We start from the raw sequence: 14,564 nt of genomic DNA, 5'->3' as shown, positions 1-14,564 counted from the left end.
GTCCTTGGAGGGCGCGGCGTTTGTGCGGTTGGACTACTTGGCGGTAGCGAGAGCGGCGGCGCGCTTGGCGATGGCCGACTTGCGGTTGGCCGCCTGGTTCTTGTGGATGACGCCCTTGCTGACGGCCTTGTCGAGCTGGCGCGAGGCGGCGCGCATGAGCGCGGTGGCCTCTTCCACGTTGCCCTGGTCGGCGGCCTCGCGGAACTTACGGACCGCCGTCTTCAGGGTCGACTTGACGGCCTTGTTGCGCAGCCGGGCCTTCTCGTTCTGCCGGTTGCGCTTGATCTGGGACTTGATGTTCGCCACGAAGAAGCCTCGGTGAATGTCGGTCGGATGGTGGGCGCGCGGGCAGAGAGGGCGCGCCACACGCAGAGGAACAGGCTACCAACATGCCGAGTGCACCCTCAAATCAACGACCTGAAGGACCACGGCACACGCCTGCGCCATTATCTTAACCCCAGCGACGAGCTTGTCGCTCTTGATGGCCGGTAAACTGGGGAGGAAGCGCGGTCCGTACGAGCACGCCGTCGGGGCGAGGTCGCCCACGTGGTGTGCGTCCGCGCTGCTCTGCTGTCCGGGGTGACGCTCCCAGGGTGAACCACCTGGGCGTGTCGCGACGGACATCGGCTGGCCCGCCAGCCGCCTGATCATCGTCAACCCTGCCGAAACGGACACCGGTGCGCACCCAGCCTGGCCAGACCGACCCCGCGTTGATCCGCAACTTCTGCATCATCGCGCACATCGACCACGGCAAGTCCACGCTTGCCGATCGGATGTTGCAGCTCACCGGTGTGGTCGACGCCCGGCAGATGCGCGCGCAGTACCTCGACCGCATGGACATCGAGCGTGAGCGCGGCATCACCATCAAGTCCCAGGCCGTGCGGCTGCCCTGGGACGGCCATGTCCTCAACATGATCGACACGCCCGGCCACGTCGACTTCACCTACGAGGTCTCCCGGTCGCTGGAGGCGTGCGAGGGGGCCGTCCTGCTGGTGGACGCGGCGCAGGGCATCGAGGCGCAGACCCTGGCGAACCTGTACCTCGCCATGAACGCCGACCTGACCGTCATCCCGGTGCTCAACAAGATCGACCTGCCCGCCGCCCAGCCGGACAAGTACGCCGAGGAGCTCGCCCACCTGATCGGCTGCGAGCCCTCCGACGTGCTGCGCGTGTCGGGCAAGACCGGTGAGGGCGTCGGCGCTCTGCTCGACCAGGTCGTCCAGCAGATCCCGGCCCCCGTGGGCAACGCCGACGCCCCCGCGCGGGCGCTGATCTTCGACTCGGTCTACGACACCTACCGCGGCGTGGTCACCTACGTCCGCGTGGTGGACGGGCAGCTCTCCAAGCGCGAGCGCACGATCATGATGTCCACCGGCGCCGCGCACGAGACGCTGGAGATCGGCGTCATCTCGCCCGAGCCGGTGCCGTCCCTCTCGCTCGGCGTCGGCGAGGTTGGTTACCTGATCACCGGCGTGAAGGACGTCCGCCAGGCCCGCGTCGGCGACACCGTCACCTCCGTCGTGCGCCCCGCCGACGAGGCCCTCGGCGGCTACGAGCACCCCAAGCCGATGGTGTACTCCGGCCTGTATCCCATCGACGGCGACGACTACACCGAGCTGCGCGAGGCCCTGGACAAGCTGCGCCTCAACGACGCGGCCCTCGTGTACGAGCCGGAGACCTCGGCGGCGCTCGGCTTCGGCTTCCGCTGTGGCTTCCTCGGCCTGCTGCACATGGAGATCGTCCGCGAGCGGCTGGAGCGCGAGTTCAACCTGTCGCTCATCTCCACCGCGCCCAACGTCATCTACCGGGTCGTCATGGAGGACGGCAAGGAGCTCATCGTCACCAACCCCTCTGAGTTCCCGGCCGGCAAGATCGCCGAGATCCACGAGCCGGTGGTGAAGGCGACGCTGCTGTCCCCGTCCGACCACATCGGCGCGATCATGGAGTTGTGCCAGGGCCGGCGCGGTTCCCTGCTCGGCATGGACTACCTCTCGGAGGACCGGGTCGAGATCCGCTACACCCTGCCCCTCGCCGAGATCATCTTCGACTTCTTCGACCAGCTCAAGTCGCGCACCCGCGGGTACGCCTCGCTGGACTACGAGCCCTCGGGCGAGCAGGAGGCCGACCTGGTCAAGGTCGACATCCTGCTCCAGGGCGAGGCCGTGGACGCGTTCAGCGCGATCGTCCACCGCGAGAAGGCGTACGCCTACGGCGTCGAGATGGCCAAGAAGCTCAAGGAGCTGATTCCGCGGCAGCAGTTCGAGGTGCCGATCCAGGCGGCCATCGGCGCGCGGGTCATCGCCCGCGAGAACATCCGCGCCATGCGCAAGGACGTCCTCGCCAAATGCTACGGCGGTGACATCAGCCGTAAGCGCAAGCTGCTGGAGAAGCAGAAGGAAGGCAAGAAGCGCATGAAGATGGTGGGACGGGTGGAGGTCCCGCAGGAAGCCTTCGTCGCCGCCCTGTCCACCGAGAACTCCAGCGCCGACAAGCCCGCCAAGAAGTAGCCGTTCCTACGGCCGCTCTCTCCGTTCGCGGGGCGTGAGGACCGTCATCGGTACTAGAAACTGGACATATGCCATCCGTAGTTCTTGACGGCGATCCCGTTCCCGCTTCAGGGGAACTGCCCGCGAGCGCTCTTGAGGGGCTCGGGGCGCGGGCGTTCGGGTTCTACGTGCATGTGCCGTTCTGTGCCACGCGGTGTGGGTACTGCGACTTCAACACCTACACCGCCGCCGAGCTCGGCCCCGGCGCCTCGCGTGCCGACTACGCGCGTACGGCGATCGAGGAGGTACGGCTGGCGCGCCGCGTGCTCGGGGACGTCGAACTGCCCGTCCAGACCGTCTTCTTCGGCGGGGGCACGCCCACCCTGCTGGCGGCCGGCGACCTGGTGGGCGTCCTGCGCGCCGTGGACTCCGAGTTCGGGCTGGCCCCGGGCGCCGAGGTCACCACCGAGGCCAACCCCGAGTCCGTCGACCCGGCCTCCCTCGAACGGCTGCGCGCCGGGGGTTTCACCCGCGTCAGCTTCGGCATGCAAAGCGCCAGCGAGCACGTCCTGGCCGTCCTGGACCGCCGCCACACCCCCGGCCGCCCCGCCGAGGCCGTACGAGAGGCCCGCGCGGCCGGGTTCGGCCACGTCAACCTGGACCTGATCTACAGCACGCCGGGGGAGACCGACGACGACTGGCGTGCCTCGCTGGCGGCGGCGATCGACGCGGGCCCCGACCACGTGTCGGCCTACTCGCTCATCGTCGAGGACGGCACCCGCCTGGCCGCGCGGATCCGCAGGGGCGAGCTTCCCATGCCGGACGACGACGTGGCCGCCGACCGCTATCTCATCGCCGACGCCATGCTGGCCGAGGCCGGGTTCTCCTGGTACGAGGTCTCGAACTGGGCGGCCTCCGAGGACGCCCGATGCCGCCACAACCTGCTGTACTGGACCGGCGGCGACTGGTGGGGCATCGGGCCCGGCGCGCACGGCCACGTCGGCGGCACCCGCTGGTGGAACGTCAAGCACCCCGCCGCGTACGCCGCGCGCCTGGCCGAGGGCGCCTCGCCCGCCCACGCGCGCGAGGTGCTGACCGCGGAGGACCGGCACGTCGAGTGGCTGATGCTGGAGTTGCGGCTCGACACGGGCTTCCCGCTGGCAGAGATCCGCCCGGAGGCCCGCCCGGCCGTGGCCCGCGCCCTGGCCGACGGTCTGCTCGACCCCGGCCCGTTCCGGGCGGGCCGGGCCGTGCTCACCCTCAAGGGGCGCCTGCTGGCCGACGCGCTGATCCGCGACCTGACCTGACCAGCGCTGACCCCTGACGTGACCGACGCCGATCCGCGACCTGACCTGGTCACGGGCCGGACGGGCCTGGCCGGGGGTCAGCTGACGAAACGGATGTTCAGGGCGTAGCGGAAGTTGGACCCACGGTTGGCGGCGACCGCGCCCACGATCGTCATGATGAGCGAGCCGATCCACAGCAGCGGCATCAGCAGGAACCCGATCATCACGATGACCAGCACCGCGCACACGACGTAAGCGATGATCAGCGTGAGCTGGAAGTTCAGCTGGCCGTATTGACCGGACTGCTGCGGCCCCTGTCCCTGCCTTTGGTCGCCGGAAGAGCCCGGAGACCCTGGAGACCCCGGAGCGCCGGGAGCGCCGTAGGGACGGTCGTACGGAGACTCGGTCATGGGAGCTCCTCGGTGGTCACGAAGTCGATGAGTTCCTCGACGCGCCCGAGGAGCTCGGGTTCGAGGTCGGTGTAACTGTGAACGGAGCCGAGGATGCGCCGCCACGCCTCCGACGGCTCCACGCGCCAGCCGAGGGCGTCGATCACGCCCTCCTTCCACGGGACGCCGCGCGGCACCGACGGCCAGGCCGGGATGCCCACGGCCGACGGCTTCACCGCCTGCCAGACGTCCACGAAGGGGTGCCCGACGACGAGCACGTTCGGCGAGGTCACCTGTGCGGCGATGCGGCTCTCTTTGGACCCGGCCACCAGGTGGTCGACCAGCACGCCGAGCCGCCGGCCCGGGCCGGGCCCGAACTCGTCCACGATCGCGGGCAGGTCGTCGACGCCCTCCAGGTACTCGACGACGACCCCTTCCACGCGCAGGTCGTGGCCCCAGATCTTCTCGACGAGGGCCGCGTCGTGGACGCCCTCGACGTAGATGCGGCTCTCTTTGGCGACCCGCGCCCTCAGCCCGGCGACGGCGATCGACCCGGACGCGCTGCGCGTGGGGCCCTTCGCGGCGGCGGGGGCCGGGCGCACCAGCGTGATCGTCTTGCCCTCCAGCAGGAAGGCGGCAGGGGCGAGCGGGAACACCCGGCGCCGCCCGAAGCGGTCCTCCAGCGTCACGGCCTCCTTGTCACAGGCCACCACCGCGCCGCAGAAACCCTCGTCGGCGTCCTCGACCACGAGCCCGGGGTCGGCGGGGATCTGAGGGATCTTCCCGCGCAGGGGCCTGCGCCAGTCTCCGGCGAGCACGTCGCGTCCGTAGTCCCGCATACCTGGGCACGCTAGCAAAGTTCACGCGCCGTACGGCGTCCCCTGCGACCACGCGCCGCCGGGGGAGGCCGCCGCGAGACGCCTGCGCGCCCCTCGCCGCCGCACGATCACCACGATCGTGACGACGAACGCGAGCAGGAAGCCCGCGGTCGGGATGAGGAAGGCCGCCGCCGCGCCCCCGGCGACCGTGCCGACGGCCGCGGTGAGGGTCTTGCCGACGCCGAAGACGACCTGGCCGCCCTCCGACCGGCAGCTGATCTCGTAAGTTCCCGGCGCAGGGACGGCGATGTCGAACATGCCCTCCCACGTGCGCCCGTTGACGGTGACGGTCTGGTGGAGGCTCACGTTGGTGAGCTTCACCGGGTTCCCGGCGGAGTCCTGGGCGAGGCAGGTCACGTTGGCCGGCCCGGACGAGGAGGCGTACAGGATGGGCTTGTCGGCCGGGTCGAGCGGGGCGGAGACCTTGCCGCCGCTCGGGAAGACGTGCGTCGGCGCGGCCTGGTCGATGGTCTTGGTCACCGTGCCGAAGCCGATGACGATGCCCGCGACGAGGCTCGCGATCGCGACCAGCCAGGCGGCCAGGATCCAGCGGCGGCGCGGGCGGATGTCCGCGGCCGGGGGCCTGTACGCCGGACCGCCCGGCGGTGTGCCCTGGCGGGGACCGCCCGGGTACGGACCGTACCCGGGACCGTGTGGTGGCGCGCCGAGGCCGGGACCGCCGGGCGGAGGGCCGTACGCGGGTCCGCCGGGGGGAGGTCCGTACCCGGGGCCGTTCTGCGGCGGGCCGCCGTACCCGGGTCCGCCGTACCCGGGTCCGCCGTGCCTGGGTGTGCCGTGCCCGGGTGCGCCCGGAGGGGGGCTTCCCGGTGGCGGGCCGTACCCGCCGGGCGGAGGGCCAGGGGGTGGCCCCGGTCGCTCTGGGGTGCCCTGGCGTGGGATCCAGGGGTTCGGCTCGTTCGGACGGGGGTCGTTCTGGCTCATGATCCCAGTGTGGACGAAGGTGCTTGTCATCAGATAGCAAGTGGCTTGTCGCTGACCGGGTGAGGTCGTGCCTCCGAGTTATCGCACGCCGACGACATGAGCCGTACACTTGGCACTCAGGAACACAGAGTGCCAGCCGACCCCCCTTCGCGGGGGCACACTCGCGAGGCAGGAGGTGAGCACGTTGCTCGATGACCGTAAGCTGGCCGTCCTGCGCGCCGTTGTCGAGGACTACGTGTCCACCAACGAGCCGGTCGGGTCGAAGGCGTTGGCCGAGCGCCACAATCTGGGCGTCTCCCCGGCCACCGTCCGCAACGACATGGCCGTGCTCGAAGAGCAGGGGTACATCACGCAGCCGCACACCAGCGCGGGCCGCGTGCCGACCGACAAGGGCTACCGGCTGTTCGTCGACCGGCTGTCCCAGATCAAACCGCTGTCGGCCGCCGAGCGGCGGGCGATCGAGACGTTCCTCGCGGGCGCCGTCGACCTGGACGACGTCGTGACCCGCACGGTGCGCCTGCTGGCCCAGCTCACGCGCCAGGTCGCCGTGGTGCAATATCCCTCGCTCACGCGCTCGACGGTCCGCCACGTCGAGCTGGTGCCGCTCGCCGAGCGGCGCATCATGCTGGTCCTGATCACCAATACCGGCCGGGTGGAGCAGAGGGTCGTCGAGCTTCCCGAGATCGTGGCCGACGACCAGGTCGCACACCTGCGGGCGCTTCTCAACGCCTCGCTGGACGGGTGCGGGCTCGGCCGCGTGCCGGAGACGATCGCCGATCTTCCTGATCGCCTTCCCGAGGAAGACCGACCGGTGGCGGCCACTATCCTGTCGGTGTTGCTGGAGACTCTGGTCGACCGCCACGACGAGAAGGTCATCTTCGCCGGGGCCGCCAACCTCGCGGGCGACTTCAGTGTCGGCCTGCGTGAGGTGCTGGAGGCCCTGGAGGAGCAGGTCGTGCTCATGCGCCTGCTCGGCGAGGCGGGGGACCACTCCGCGCTGATGGTGCGCATCGGCTCGGAGAACCCGTACTCAGGTCTTCACGGCACCTCGATCGTCGCCGCCGGTTACGGTTCGGGCGACAACGAACTGGCTCGGCTCGGAGTGCTGGGCCCGACGCGAATGGACTACCCCGTGACAATGGGAGCGGTGCGCGCGGTGGCGCGCTATGTCGGCCAGATCCTGGCGGGGTCCTAGGTGGCCCGCGACTATTACGGCATCCTCGGGGTCCGCCGTGACGCCAGCCAGGACGAGATCAAGAAGGCCTATCGCCGGCTCGCCCGCGAGCTGCACCCGGACATAAACCCCGACCCTGAGACGCAGGAGCGGTTCAAAGAGATCAACCAGGCGTACGAGGTCCTGTCGGACCCGAACAAGCGCCAGATGTTCGATCTCGGGGCCGATCCGATCGGCGCGGGCGCGGGCGCCGGGGCCGGGGCCGCCGGGTTCGGCGCGGGCTTCCCGTTCAGCGACATCATGGACGCGTTCTTCGGTGGCGCGGGCGGCTCGCGGGGCCCCCGGTCCCGGGCCAGGCGCGGGCGCAACGCGACGATCCGCGTCGAGCTCGACCTCGCCGAGTCCGCGTTCGGCACCACGCGCGAGCTGGTGGTCGACACCGCCGTGCTGTGCACCGTCTGCCAGGGCTCGGGCGCCGCGCCGGGCACCCACCCGGACACCTGCGACATGTGCCACGGCCGCGGCGAGGTCTCGCAGGTCACGCGGTCGTTCCTCGGCCAGGTCATGACCGCCCGGCCGTGCCCGCAGTGCGGCGGCTTCGGCTCGATCATCCAGCACCCCTGCCAGGAGTGCTCCGGCGACGGGCGCGTGCGCACCCGCCGTACGATCAAGGTCCGCATCCCGGCCGGCGTCGAGGACGGCACGCACATCCAGCTCGCCGGCGAGGGCGAGGTCGGCCCCGGCGGAGGCCCTCCGGGCGATCTTTTCCTGGAGATCGTCGAGCGCCCCCACGAGATCTTCGAGCGCCACGGCGACGACCTGCACTGCACGGTGGAGATCCCGATGACGGCGGCGGCCCTCGGCACCATCCTCACGGTCGAGACGCTGGACGGCGCCGAAGAGATCGACGTGCGGCCCGGTACGCAGTCCGGGCAGGTCATCCCCCTGTACAGCCGGGGCGTCCAGCGGCTCAACGAGACCGGCAGGGGAGACCTGCTGATCCATGTGAACGTCGAGACCCCCACCCGCCTCGACCCCGCGCAGGAGGAACTGCTCCGCGAGCTGTCCAAGCTGCGCGGCGAGGAACGTCCCCCGGGCAAGTTCGCCCCGGGGCAGCAGGGCTTCTTCTCCCGGCTGAGGGACGCGTTCAACGGCCGCTGACAGTCGCTGACAACGGGCGGCCTCCGCCACGCGCGGAGGCCGCGCGAGCGGTTCGCCAAGGCCGGGGCGCCTGGCTAAGGTTTGCGGGTGAGCGTCCCTGTCTTCCTCTCCGACGATCTCTCCGGTGACCTCTCGGGCGATGTCGAGCAGATCACGCTGGCCGGCCCCGAGGGGCGGCACGCCGCGGCCGTGCGCCGGTTGCGCGCCGGGGAGCGCGTCGACCTCACCGACGGCAGGGGAGCGGTGGCCGAGTGCGTCGTGCGCGACGTCACCGGCAAAGATTCGCTGAGGCTGGACGTGCTGGCGCGGCGTGTCGTCCCGTCGCCCGAGCCCCGCCTGGTCGTCGTGCAGGGCCTGCCCAAGGGCGACCGTGGCGAGCTGGCGGTCGAGATGATGACCGAGGCCGGGGTGGACGTGATCGTGCCCTGGGCCGCCGCGCGCTGCGTGACGCAGTGGAAGGGCGAGCGCGCGGGCAAGGCGCTGGCCCGATGGAGGTCCACGGCCAGGGAGGCCGGCAAGCAGGCCAGGCGCTTCCACCTGCCGGAGGTCACCGAGCAGGCCACCACCGCCGACGTCGCGCGGCTGCTCAAAGTGGCCGCGGCCGCGGCCGTGCTGCACGAGGAGGCCGCCCTGCCCCTGGCGGGCCTCGATCTGCCGGCGACCGGGGACATCGTGACGGTCGTCGGCCCCGAGGGCGGTATCACCGACGAGGAGGTCGGCCTGTTCCGGGACGCGGGCGCCACCCCGGCGCTGCTCGGCCCGACCGTTCTGCGCACCTCGACGGCGGGAGTGGCCGCCGCCGCGGTCCTGCTGTCCCGCACCGGCCGCTGGTAGGCCGCGCCCGTCTGGACATTCCGGCTCGGCAAGAGCCCCAGAACGCCCCAGAAGATCGGGGGAAGCCTCCGGAAAGCGGCGATAACCCCCGGAAAGCCCCGCGCCTCCATGTGAGCCCCGGGAGGGCCGTGCAGAGGCGCGCGGGGTTTCTGCTCAGCTCGCCGCGCCCTGGGTGGGCGGCGTCTCGCTGGAGGAGCCCTCCGTGGTCGACTGCGGTGTGGCGGTCGGCGGAGCGGCGGTCGTCGTCGGAGTCGGCGTGCACTGCTGGCAGCCGTCCGAGGGCGTGGTGGCCGTCGGCGTGGGTTGCGGCTTGGGAGGCGTGGGGGACGGCGTGGGCGTGGGCGTGGGCTTCTGCGACGGCTTCGGCTTGGTGGTCTCGTCCGGCACGGAACCGGTCGGGGACGCCGACGGATCGCAGGGGTCGCCGAGCTCCGCCGCCACCGGCTGGGAGGGGCTCGAGACCGGCGACGCGCAGTCGTGGCCAGGGGTCGGCATCGGCGTCTGCTTCCCCGTGGGCGGCAGCGTCGCCGAGGTCGTCGTCCCCGGTACGGCGCCCTGCGAGCCGCCGGGGGACGTCCGGGCCGGCAGCCCCGGCCGCCGGGTGCTCGAGTCGTCGGGCGGCGCGGTGGGGTTGTCCACCTGAACGACGGAATGCTGCTCAGGGGTGAACTGCGCGCGCAGGTTGGGCACGACCATCACCACGGTGGCGGCCACCAGGACCGCGCCGAGCGCGGACGCTCCGGCCCGCCACCAAAAGACACCTCGCAGGCCTCGCATGCCGCCTTGCTCGATGCGGGTGCGAATGATCTCCAGTCCTTCTGCGGACGGGACGACAGACTCCGCCTCCGCGCGCAAGACACGGCGCAGGAACTCGCCGGACTCGTCGGGGGCCTCGGTCATGACAATTGCTCCAGTACAGTGCGTAGTGCGGCCATTCCGCGGGCTGTGTGGCTTTTCACCGCACCCTTGCTGATGCCCATGGCATGAGCGATCTCCGCCTCCGAGAGGTCGCCGTAGTAACGCAGCACTAAGGCTTCACGCTGCCTGGTCGGCAGCCCGCGCAGTGCCTCGATCACGGCGGTCCGCTCGAGCGCGCCGATGGCGCCGTTCTCCGCGCTCGGCGCGTCGGGCATGCCCTTGGGGGCGTACTTCTCCACGACGGCACGATGGCGCAGGACGGAGCGCGATCGGTTGACGACCGACTGGCGCAGGTAGGCGAGTGCCTTGTCGGGGTCGCGCAGGCGACGCCACGCCCCATGAAGGGCGACGAAGGCGTCCTGCACGACTTCCTCCGCGGTCGCGGTATCGCGTACCAACAGCACGGCGAGACGCACGAGCGACCGATAGTGGGCGCTGTAAAGCGCCGTAACGGCCATGTCGGCGTCCCACCCGACGGGCACCGCCCCCAGCGACCTTTCGGCCACGAGGGTCTCGGTGGTCACATCAGTTGGACGCACGGCCTTCCCAGAGGGTTTACTCTCTGCCGGTTCTTTAGGGGGCATGACCCAGGTTTGTCCTCGCCGGTGGCCTCGCCGACACTGAACGCTGTCTGCCGCTGAAGTGTCGCACACCAACCCTAGCCGGGAGGATCTTTTGACGGGGCCACCTCGGTATTACCGATTGGCAACAGAGGTGACTACCATTCCGGCGTGACAGACTGCCTGTTCTGCAAGATCGTGAGCGGGGACATCCCGGCCACGATCGTCTACCAGACCGACCGCACGGTGGCCTTCAGGGACGTGAACCCGCAGGCCCCGACCCATGTGCTCGTGATCCCCAAAGGTCACTACGAGAACGCGGCGGCCCTCGCGGCGGCGGACGACGGGCTCGCCGACGAGGTCCTGCAGGCGGCCCACGCGGTCGCGGTCCAGGAGGGCGTCGCCGAGGACGGCTACCGCCTGGTCTTCAACACCGGCCCCCAGGCCGGCCAGACGGTCTTCCATGTGCACGGGCACGTGCTGGGAGGCCGGTCCATGCACTGGCCTCCGGGCTGATCGGCGCAGGTCGGGCGGGGCGCGCACCGGTCCTGCGGGAAGGGCGCGTCCCGGATAGCATGGGTGTCGTCAGCGGCGCGGTCGGGCCGGGTACGAGACGGCATCACGGGCATCCGGGCGCGGCGGGGACACATTTTCGACTTCGACCCGCGACACAAGTACATCCAGACCGGGAGGCGAGCAGGCCGTAAGGGCCGCCCATGTCCGAGTCACACGAAAACCGCAGCGCCATCCGTAACGGCGCACAGACCAGCGAACCGCCGCGAACCAAAGGCCCGTCCCGTACGCAGGCCAAAGTGGTGATCCCGGACGAGCACTCCATGGTGACCATCCTCGGCTCGCGCGACGAGCTGCTGCGGGTCATCGAAGGCGCCTTCCGCGCGGACGTCCACGTCCGCGGCAACGAGATCACCATCAGCGGCAGCCCCGAAGAGAGCGGCCTCGTCGTGCGGCTCTTCGAAGAGATGGTCGAGCTCGTCCGGTCGGGAGCCCAGCTCACCACCGACGCGGTCGAGCGCAGCATCGCCATGCTGCGCATGAGCTCGGGCCGTCCCGCCGACGTGCTCTCCCTCGACATCCTGTCCTCGCGCGGGCGCACGATCCGCCCGAAGACGGTGAACCAGAAGCGCTATGTCGACGCGATCGACAAGCACACGATCGTCTTCGGCATCGGCCCCGCGGGCACCGGCAAGACCTACCTGGCGATGGCCAAGGCCGTGAAGGCCCTGCAGGCCAAGGAGGTCAACCGCATCATCCTGACCCGGCCGGCGGTCGAGGCGGGCGAGCGGCTCGGCTTCCTGCCCGGCACGCTGTACGAGAAGATCGACCCCTACCTGCGCCCGCTCTATGACGCCCTGCACGACATGCTCGACCCGGACTCGATCCCGCGCCTGATGGCAGCGGGGACGATCGAGGTGGCCCCGCTGGCCTACATGCGCGGCCGCACGCTGAACGACGCCTTCATCATCCTGGACGAGGCGCAGAACACCTCGCCCGAGCAGATGAAGATGTTCCTCACGCGCCTGGGCTTCGGAGCGAAGATCGTCGTCACCGGCGACGTCACGCAGATCGACCTTCCGGGCGGGACGCAAAGCGGTCTTAAGGTCGTCCAGGATATCCTGGAAGGCATTCCGGACATTCATTTCAGCAGGCTGACGAGCGCGGACGTCGTCCGGCACAAGCTGGTGAGCGACATCATCGACGCCTACAGCCGTCACGATCTCGCGAACGCCGAGCCGCACGCCATCAAGGGCGGCAAACGCCCACGGGAGAGATAGAACACGATGAGTATCGAGGTGGCCAACGAGTCGGGCGTCGAGGTCGACGAGTCCTCGCTCGCCAAGCTGGCCGGTCATGTGCTCGGGCGCATGGGCATCCACCCCCTGGCCGAGCTTTCCATCCTCATCGTGGACGAGGCGGCGATGTCCCAGCTCCACGAGAAGTGGATGGGCGAGCCCGGCCCGACGGACGTGCTCGCCTTCCCGATGGACGAGCTGCGGCCGAGCCCCGGCGGCTCCCGCCAGGAGGGCGACGCCCAGCTCGACCCCGCGCTCCTCGGCGACGTGGTGCTGTGCCCGCAGGTCGCGGCCAGGCAGGCCACGGAGGCCGGCCACAGCACCCGCGAGGAGCTCGAGCTCCTCTGCACCCACGGCATCCTGCACCTCCTCGGCTACGACCACGCCGAGCCGGAGGAGCACGCGGAGATGTTCGGTCTCCAAGGCGAGTTGCTCGAAGCGTGGCGGGGGGTGCGGCGGGAGCCGTGAGTTCCCCCAGCGGGTGGCTACTGTCGGCCGCCCTTCTGATCTTCATCGGTGGCCTGATGGCCAGCGCGGAGACGGCCTTGGCGCGCATCTCGCGGGTGCGCGCCGAGGAGTTCGCGCGCAAGGGCCGGCGCGGCGCGCAGCGCCTGCAGGCGATCGTCGCCGACCCGCCCCGCTACCTCAACCTCCTTCTCCTGCTCAGGCTGAGCTGCGAGCTGATCGCCACGGTGATCGCCACGCTGCTGTTCATCGACTGGCTCGGCGACAAGGGCCAGGCCTACGCGGTGGCGGCCGGCGTCATGATCGTGATCAGCTACGTCATCGTCGGCGTCTCGCCGCGCACCCTCGGCCGCCAGCACGCCGAGCCCATCGCGCTGGCCAGCGCCCCCATCGTGTACGGCCTGACGCGCATCTTCGGGCCGCTTCCCAAGCTGCTGATCCTGCTGGGCAACGCCCTGACTCCTGGCAGGGGCTTCCGCGACGGCCCGTTCACCTCCGAGGCCGAGCTGCGCGACCTGGTGGACCTGGCCGAGGAGCGCCGGGTCATCGAGCCCGACGAGCGGCAGATGATCCACTCGGTGTTCGAGCTGGGCGACACGCTGGTCCGCGAGGTGATGGTCCCGCGCACCGACATGGTGTTCATCGAGCGGGGCAAGACCCTGTCGCAGGCGCTGTCGCTGGCCCTGCGCAGCGGCTTCTCCCGCATCCCGGTGGTCGGCGAGAACGAGGACGACGTGGTGGGCATCGCCTACCTCAAGGACATCGTGCGCCGCGTCCACGAGGCCAACGGCGCCGGCGACACCGAGAGGGAGAAGGTCGGCTCGCTCATGCGCCCGGCCACGTACGTGCCGGAGAGCAAGCCGATCGACGAGCTGATGCGCGAGATGCAGGCGCGGCAGATCCACCTCGCGATCGTCATCGACGAGTACGGCGGCACGGCAGGGCTGGTCACGATCGAGGACGTCCTGGAGGAGATCGTCGGCGAGATCGCCGACGAGTACGACCAGGAGGCGCCGCGCGTGGAATGGCTCGACGACGGCGGCGCCCGGGTGACCGCCCGGCTCTCCGTCGATGAGCTGGGCGAGCTGTTCGACGTCGAGCTGGACGTCGAGGACGTCGACACGGTCGGCGGCCTGCTGGCGCACGCCCTCGGCCGCGTCCCCATCGCCGGCTCCCGGGCCACCGTGGACGGGCTCAGCCTGACCGCCGAGACCACCGCCGGCCGCCGCAACCGCATCAGCACGGTCGTCGTCCACCGCGTCCCCTCGAAGGAAGAACTCGCGGAGGCCTCCGAGAACGTCTCCGAGACCTCCAGCACCTAGCCCCCGCCCTTCGCGATCACCACGACACCCGCCGCGTTCGCACGGCGGGTGTCGTTGTTGTGCGCCCAGCATGGCCGATCGCTTGGGGTGAAAGTCCCCTGGAGGAAATGGGCGCTGCCCAGCATCCACTGGGATGACCTTGGCCTGAAGGGTCTCTACTCGACCTGGTACAGACTCAGATTCACGGCCTGACGAACCGCCGGATACGGGCCCGCATGTCCGGTGGTGTGAGGGGAGGGTCGGGTGAGGTGCCCCAGAGATTCCGGACATACCGCCCGATAGGGTGGTAACAGTCCGAAGGAGATGGGAACGTGCCGAAAGGTTCCAGGCGCAGGTTC

The 14,564-nt window shown here is 70.4% G+C and carries 15 protein-coding genes; 9 read left to right on the top strand and 6 right to left on the bottom strand.

The features are described from left to right. Positions 1 to 33: 33 nt before the first annotated feature. Positions 34 to 306, bottom strand: a complete 273-nt coding sequence (gene rpsT, locus AB0M95_RS34855; RefSeq protein WP_358517657.1) for a 30S ribosomal protein S20 — start codon at positions 304 to 306, stop codon at positions 34 to 36. A 371-nt stretch (positions 307 to 677) separates the two neighbouring features. Between rpsT and lepA the strand changes: the two genes are divergently transcribed. Both lepA and hemW read left to right on the top strand, forming a co-directional pair. Beyond that, on the top strand, positions 678 to 2,507 hold the full coding sequence (lepA, locus tag AB0M95_RS34850; RefSeq protein WP_363774101.1) for a translation elongation factor 4: 1,830 nt from the start codon (positions 678 to 680) through the stop codon (positions 2,505 to 2,507). Positions 2,508 to 2,575: 68 nt separating this feature from the next. Then, positions 2,576 to 3,793, top strand: a complete 1,218-nt coding sequence (gene hemW, locus AB0M95_RS34845; RefSeq protein ID WP_363774098.1) for a radical SAM family heme chaperone HemW — start codon at positions 2,576 to 2,578, stop codon at positions 3,791 to 3,793. A 77-nt stretch (positions 3,794 to 3,870) separates the two neighbouring features. On the opposite strand, the gene AB0M95_RS34840 is transcribed toward hemW, so the two are convergent. From AB0M95_RS34840 to AB0M95_RS34830, 3 genes are read right to left on the bottom strand one after another with little or no spacing between them, the layout of a single operon-like run. Continuing rightward, complete coding sequence (locus AB0M95_RS34840; protein WP_363774095.1) at positions 3,871 to 4,182, bottom strand: DUF4870 domain-containing protein; 312 nt, start codon at positions 4,180 to 4,182, stop codon at positions 3,871 to 3,873. Then, on the bottom strand, positions 4,179 to 5,000 hold the full coding sequence (locus AB0M95_RS34835; RefSeq protein WP_363774092.1) for a DUF3097 domain-containing protein: 822 nt from the start codon (positions 4,998 to 5,000) through the stop codon (positions 4,179 to 4,181). Before AB0M95_RS34835 ends, AB0M95_RS34840 begins: the two co-directional genes overlap by 4 nt. Positions 5,001 to 5,021: 21 nt before the next feature. After that, positions 5,022 to 5,981, bottom strand: coding sequence for a hypothetical protein (locus AB0M95_RS34830; RefSeq protein ID WP_363774089.1), 960 nt, complete (start codon positions 5,979 to 5,981; stop codon positions 5,022 to 5,024). A 184-nt stretch (positions 5,982 to 6,165) separates the two neighbouring features. On the opposite strand from AB0M95_RS34830, the gene hrcA reads away from it, so the two are divergent. The 3 genes from hrcA (at position 6,166) to AB0M95_RS34815 (ending at position 9,150) form a co-directional block, all read left to right on the top strand. Continuing rightward, positions 6,166 to 7,176 carry a heat-inducible transcriptional repressor HrcA gene (hrcA, locus tag AB0M95_RS34825; protein ID WP_363774086.1) on the top strand — a complete coding sequence of 337 codons (1,011 nt, stop codon included), beginning with the start codon at positions 6,166 to 6,168 and terminating at the stop codon, positions 7,174 to 7,176. Further along, a complete protein-coding gene (gene dnaJ, locus AB0M95_RS34820) occupies positions 7,177 to 8,316 on the top strand; it encodes a molecular chaperone DnaJ (protein WP_363774083.1) in 1,140 nt (379 codons plus the stop codon). Positions 8,317 to 8,403: 87 nt separating this feature from the next. Next, the gene (locus tag AB0M95_RS34815; protein ID WP_363774080.1) at positions 8,404 to 9,150 is read left to right on the top strand and encodes a 16S rRNA (uracil(1498)-N(3))-methyltransferase; all 747 of its coding nucleotides are present in this window, start codon (positions 8,404 to 8,406) and stop codon (positions 9,148 to 9,150) included. 153 nt (positions 9,151 to 9,303) lie between these two features. Here AB0M95_RS34815 and AB0M95_RS34810 read toward each other — a convergent pair whose 3' ends face one another. Together AB0M95_RS34810 and AB0M95_RS34805 are read right to left on the bottom strand one after the other, a co-directional pair. After that, positions 9,304 to 10,050 (bottom strand): hypothetical protein, encoded by a 747-nt coding sequence (locus AB0M95_RS34810; RefSeq protein ID WP_363774077.1) that lies wholly within the window; start codon positions 10,048 to 10,050, stop codon positions 9,304 to 9,306. Then, positions 10,047 to 10,526, bottom strand: coding sequence for a SigE family RNA polymerase sigma factor (locus AB0M95_RS34805; RefSeq protein WP_358518039.1), 480 nt, complete (start codon positions 10,524 to 10,526; stop codon positions 10,047 to 10,049). Before AB0M95_RS34805 ends, AB0M95_RS34810 begins: the two co-directional genes overlap by 4 nt. Before the next feature lie 273 nt (positions 10,527 to 10,799). On the opposite strand from AB0M95_RS34805, the gene AB0M95_RS34800 reads away from it, so the two are divergent. From AB0M95_RS34800 to AB0M95_RS34785, 4 genes are all read left to right on the top strand, one after another. After that, entirely contained in the window at positions 10,800 to 11,144 is a 345-nt protein-coding gene (locus AB0M95_RS34800) for a histidine triad nucleotide-binding protein (RefSeq protein WP_358517675.1), read from the top strand. A gap of 320 nt (positions 11,145 to 11,464) precedes the next feature. Continuing rightward, a complete protein-coding gene (locus tag AB0M95_RS34795; RefSeq protein WP_363774166.1) occupies positions 11,465 to 12,421 on the top strand; it encodes a PhoH family protein in 957 nt (318 codons plus the stop codon). A 6-nt stretch (positions 12,422 to 12,427) separates the two neighbouring features. Then, entirely contained in the window at positions 12,428 to 12,907 is a 480-nt protein-coding gene (ybeY, locus tag AB0M95_RS34790; RefSeq protein ID WP_358517676.1) for an rRNA maturation RNase YbeY, read from the top strand. Continuing rightward, positions 12,904 to 14,226 carry a hemolysin family protein gene (locus AB0M95_RS34785; RefSeq protein WP_363774073.1) on the top strand — a complete coding sequence of 441 codons (1,323 nt, stop codon included), beginning with the start codon at positions 12,904 to 12,906 and terminating at the stop codon, positions 14,224 to 14,226. The genes ybeY and AB0M95_RS34785 overlap by 4 nt, the downstream gene beginning before the upstream one ends. Positions 14,227 to 14,564: the final 338 nt, after the last annotated feature.

Source organism: Sphaerisporangium sp. NPDC051017 (assembly GCF_040683095.1).
Classification (GTDB): Bacteria; Actinomycetota; Actinomycetes; order Streptosporangiales; family Streptosporangiaceae; genus Sphaerisporangium.
The sequence above is the reverse complement of the archived record's forward strand: the minus strand, read 5'-3'. Positions and strand labels throughout refer to the sequence as shown.

Coding starts and splice junctions, on each gene's coding strand:
- AB0M95_RS34840 (WP_363774095.1), bottom strand. CDS start 4,182: ATGACCGAGTCTCCGTACGACCGTCCCTACGGCGCTCCCGGCGCTCCG.
- AB0M95_RS34795 (WP_363774166.1), top strand. CDS start 11,465: ATGGTGACCATCCTCGGCTCGCGCGACGAGCTGCTGCGGGTCATCGAA.
- AB0M95_RS34810 (WP_363774077.1), bottom strand. CDS start 10,050: ATGACCGAGGCCCCCGACGAGTCCGGCGAGTTCCTGCGCCGTGTCTTG.
- AB0M95_RS34835 (WP_363774092.1), bottom strand. CDS start 5,000: ATGCGGGACTACGGACGCGACGTGCTCGCCGGAGACTGGCGCAGGCCC.
- ybeY (WP_358517676.1), top strand. CDS start 12,428: ATGAGTATCGAGGTGGCCAACGAGTCGGGCGTCGAGGTCGACGAGTCC.
- hemW (WP_363774098.1), top strand. CDS start 2,576: ATGCCATCCGTAGTTCTTGACGGCGATCCCGTTCCCGCTTCAGGGGAA.
- AB0M95_RS34830 (WP_363774089.1), bottom strand. CDS start 5,981: ATGAGCCAGAACGACCCCCGTCCGAACGAGCCGAACCCCTGGATCCCA.
- AB0M95_RS34805 (WP_358518039.1), bottom strand. CDS start 10,526: ATGGCCGTTACGGCGCTTTACAGCGCCCACTATCGGTCGCTCGTGCGT.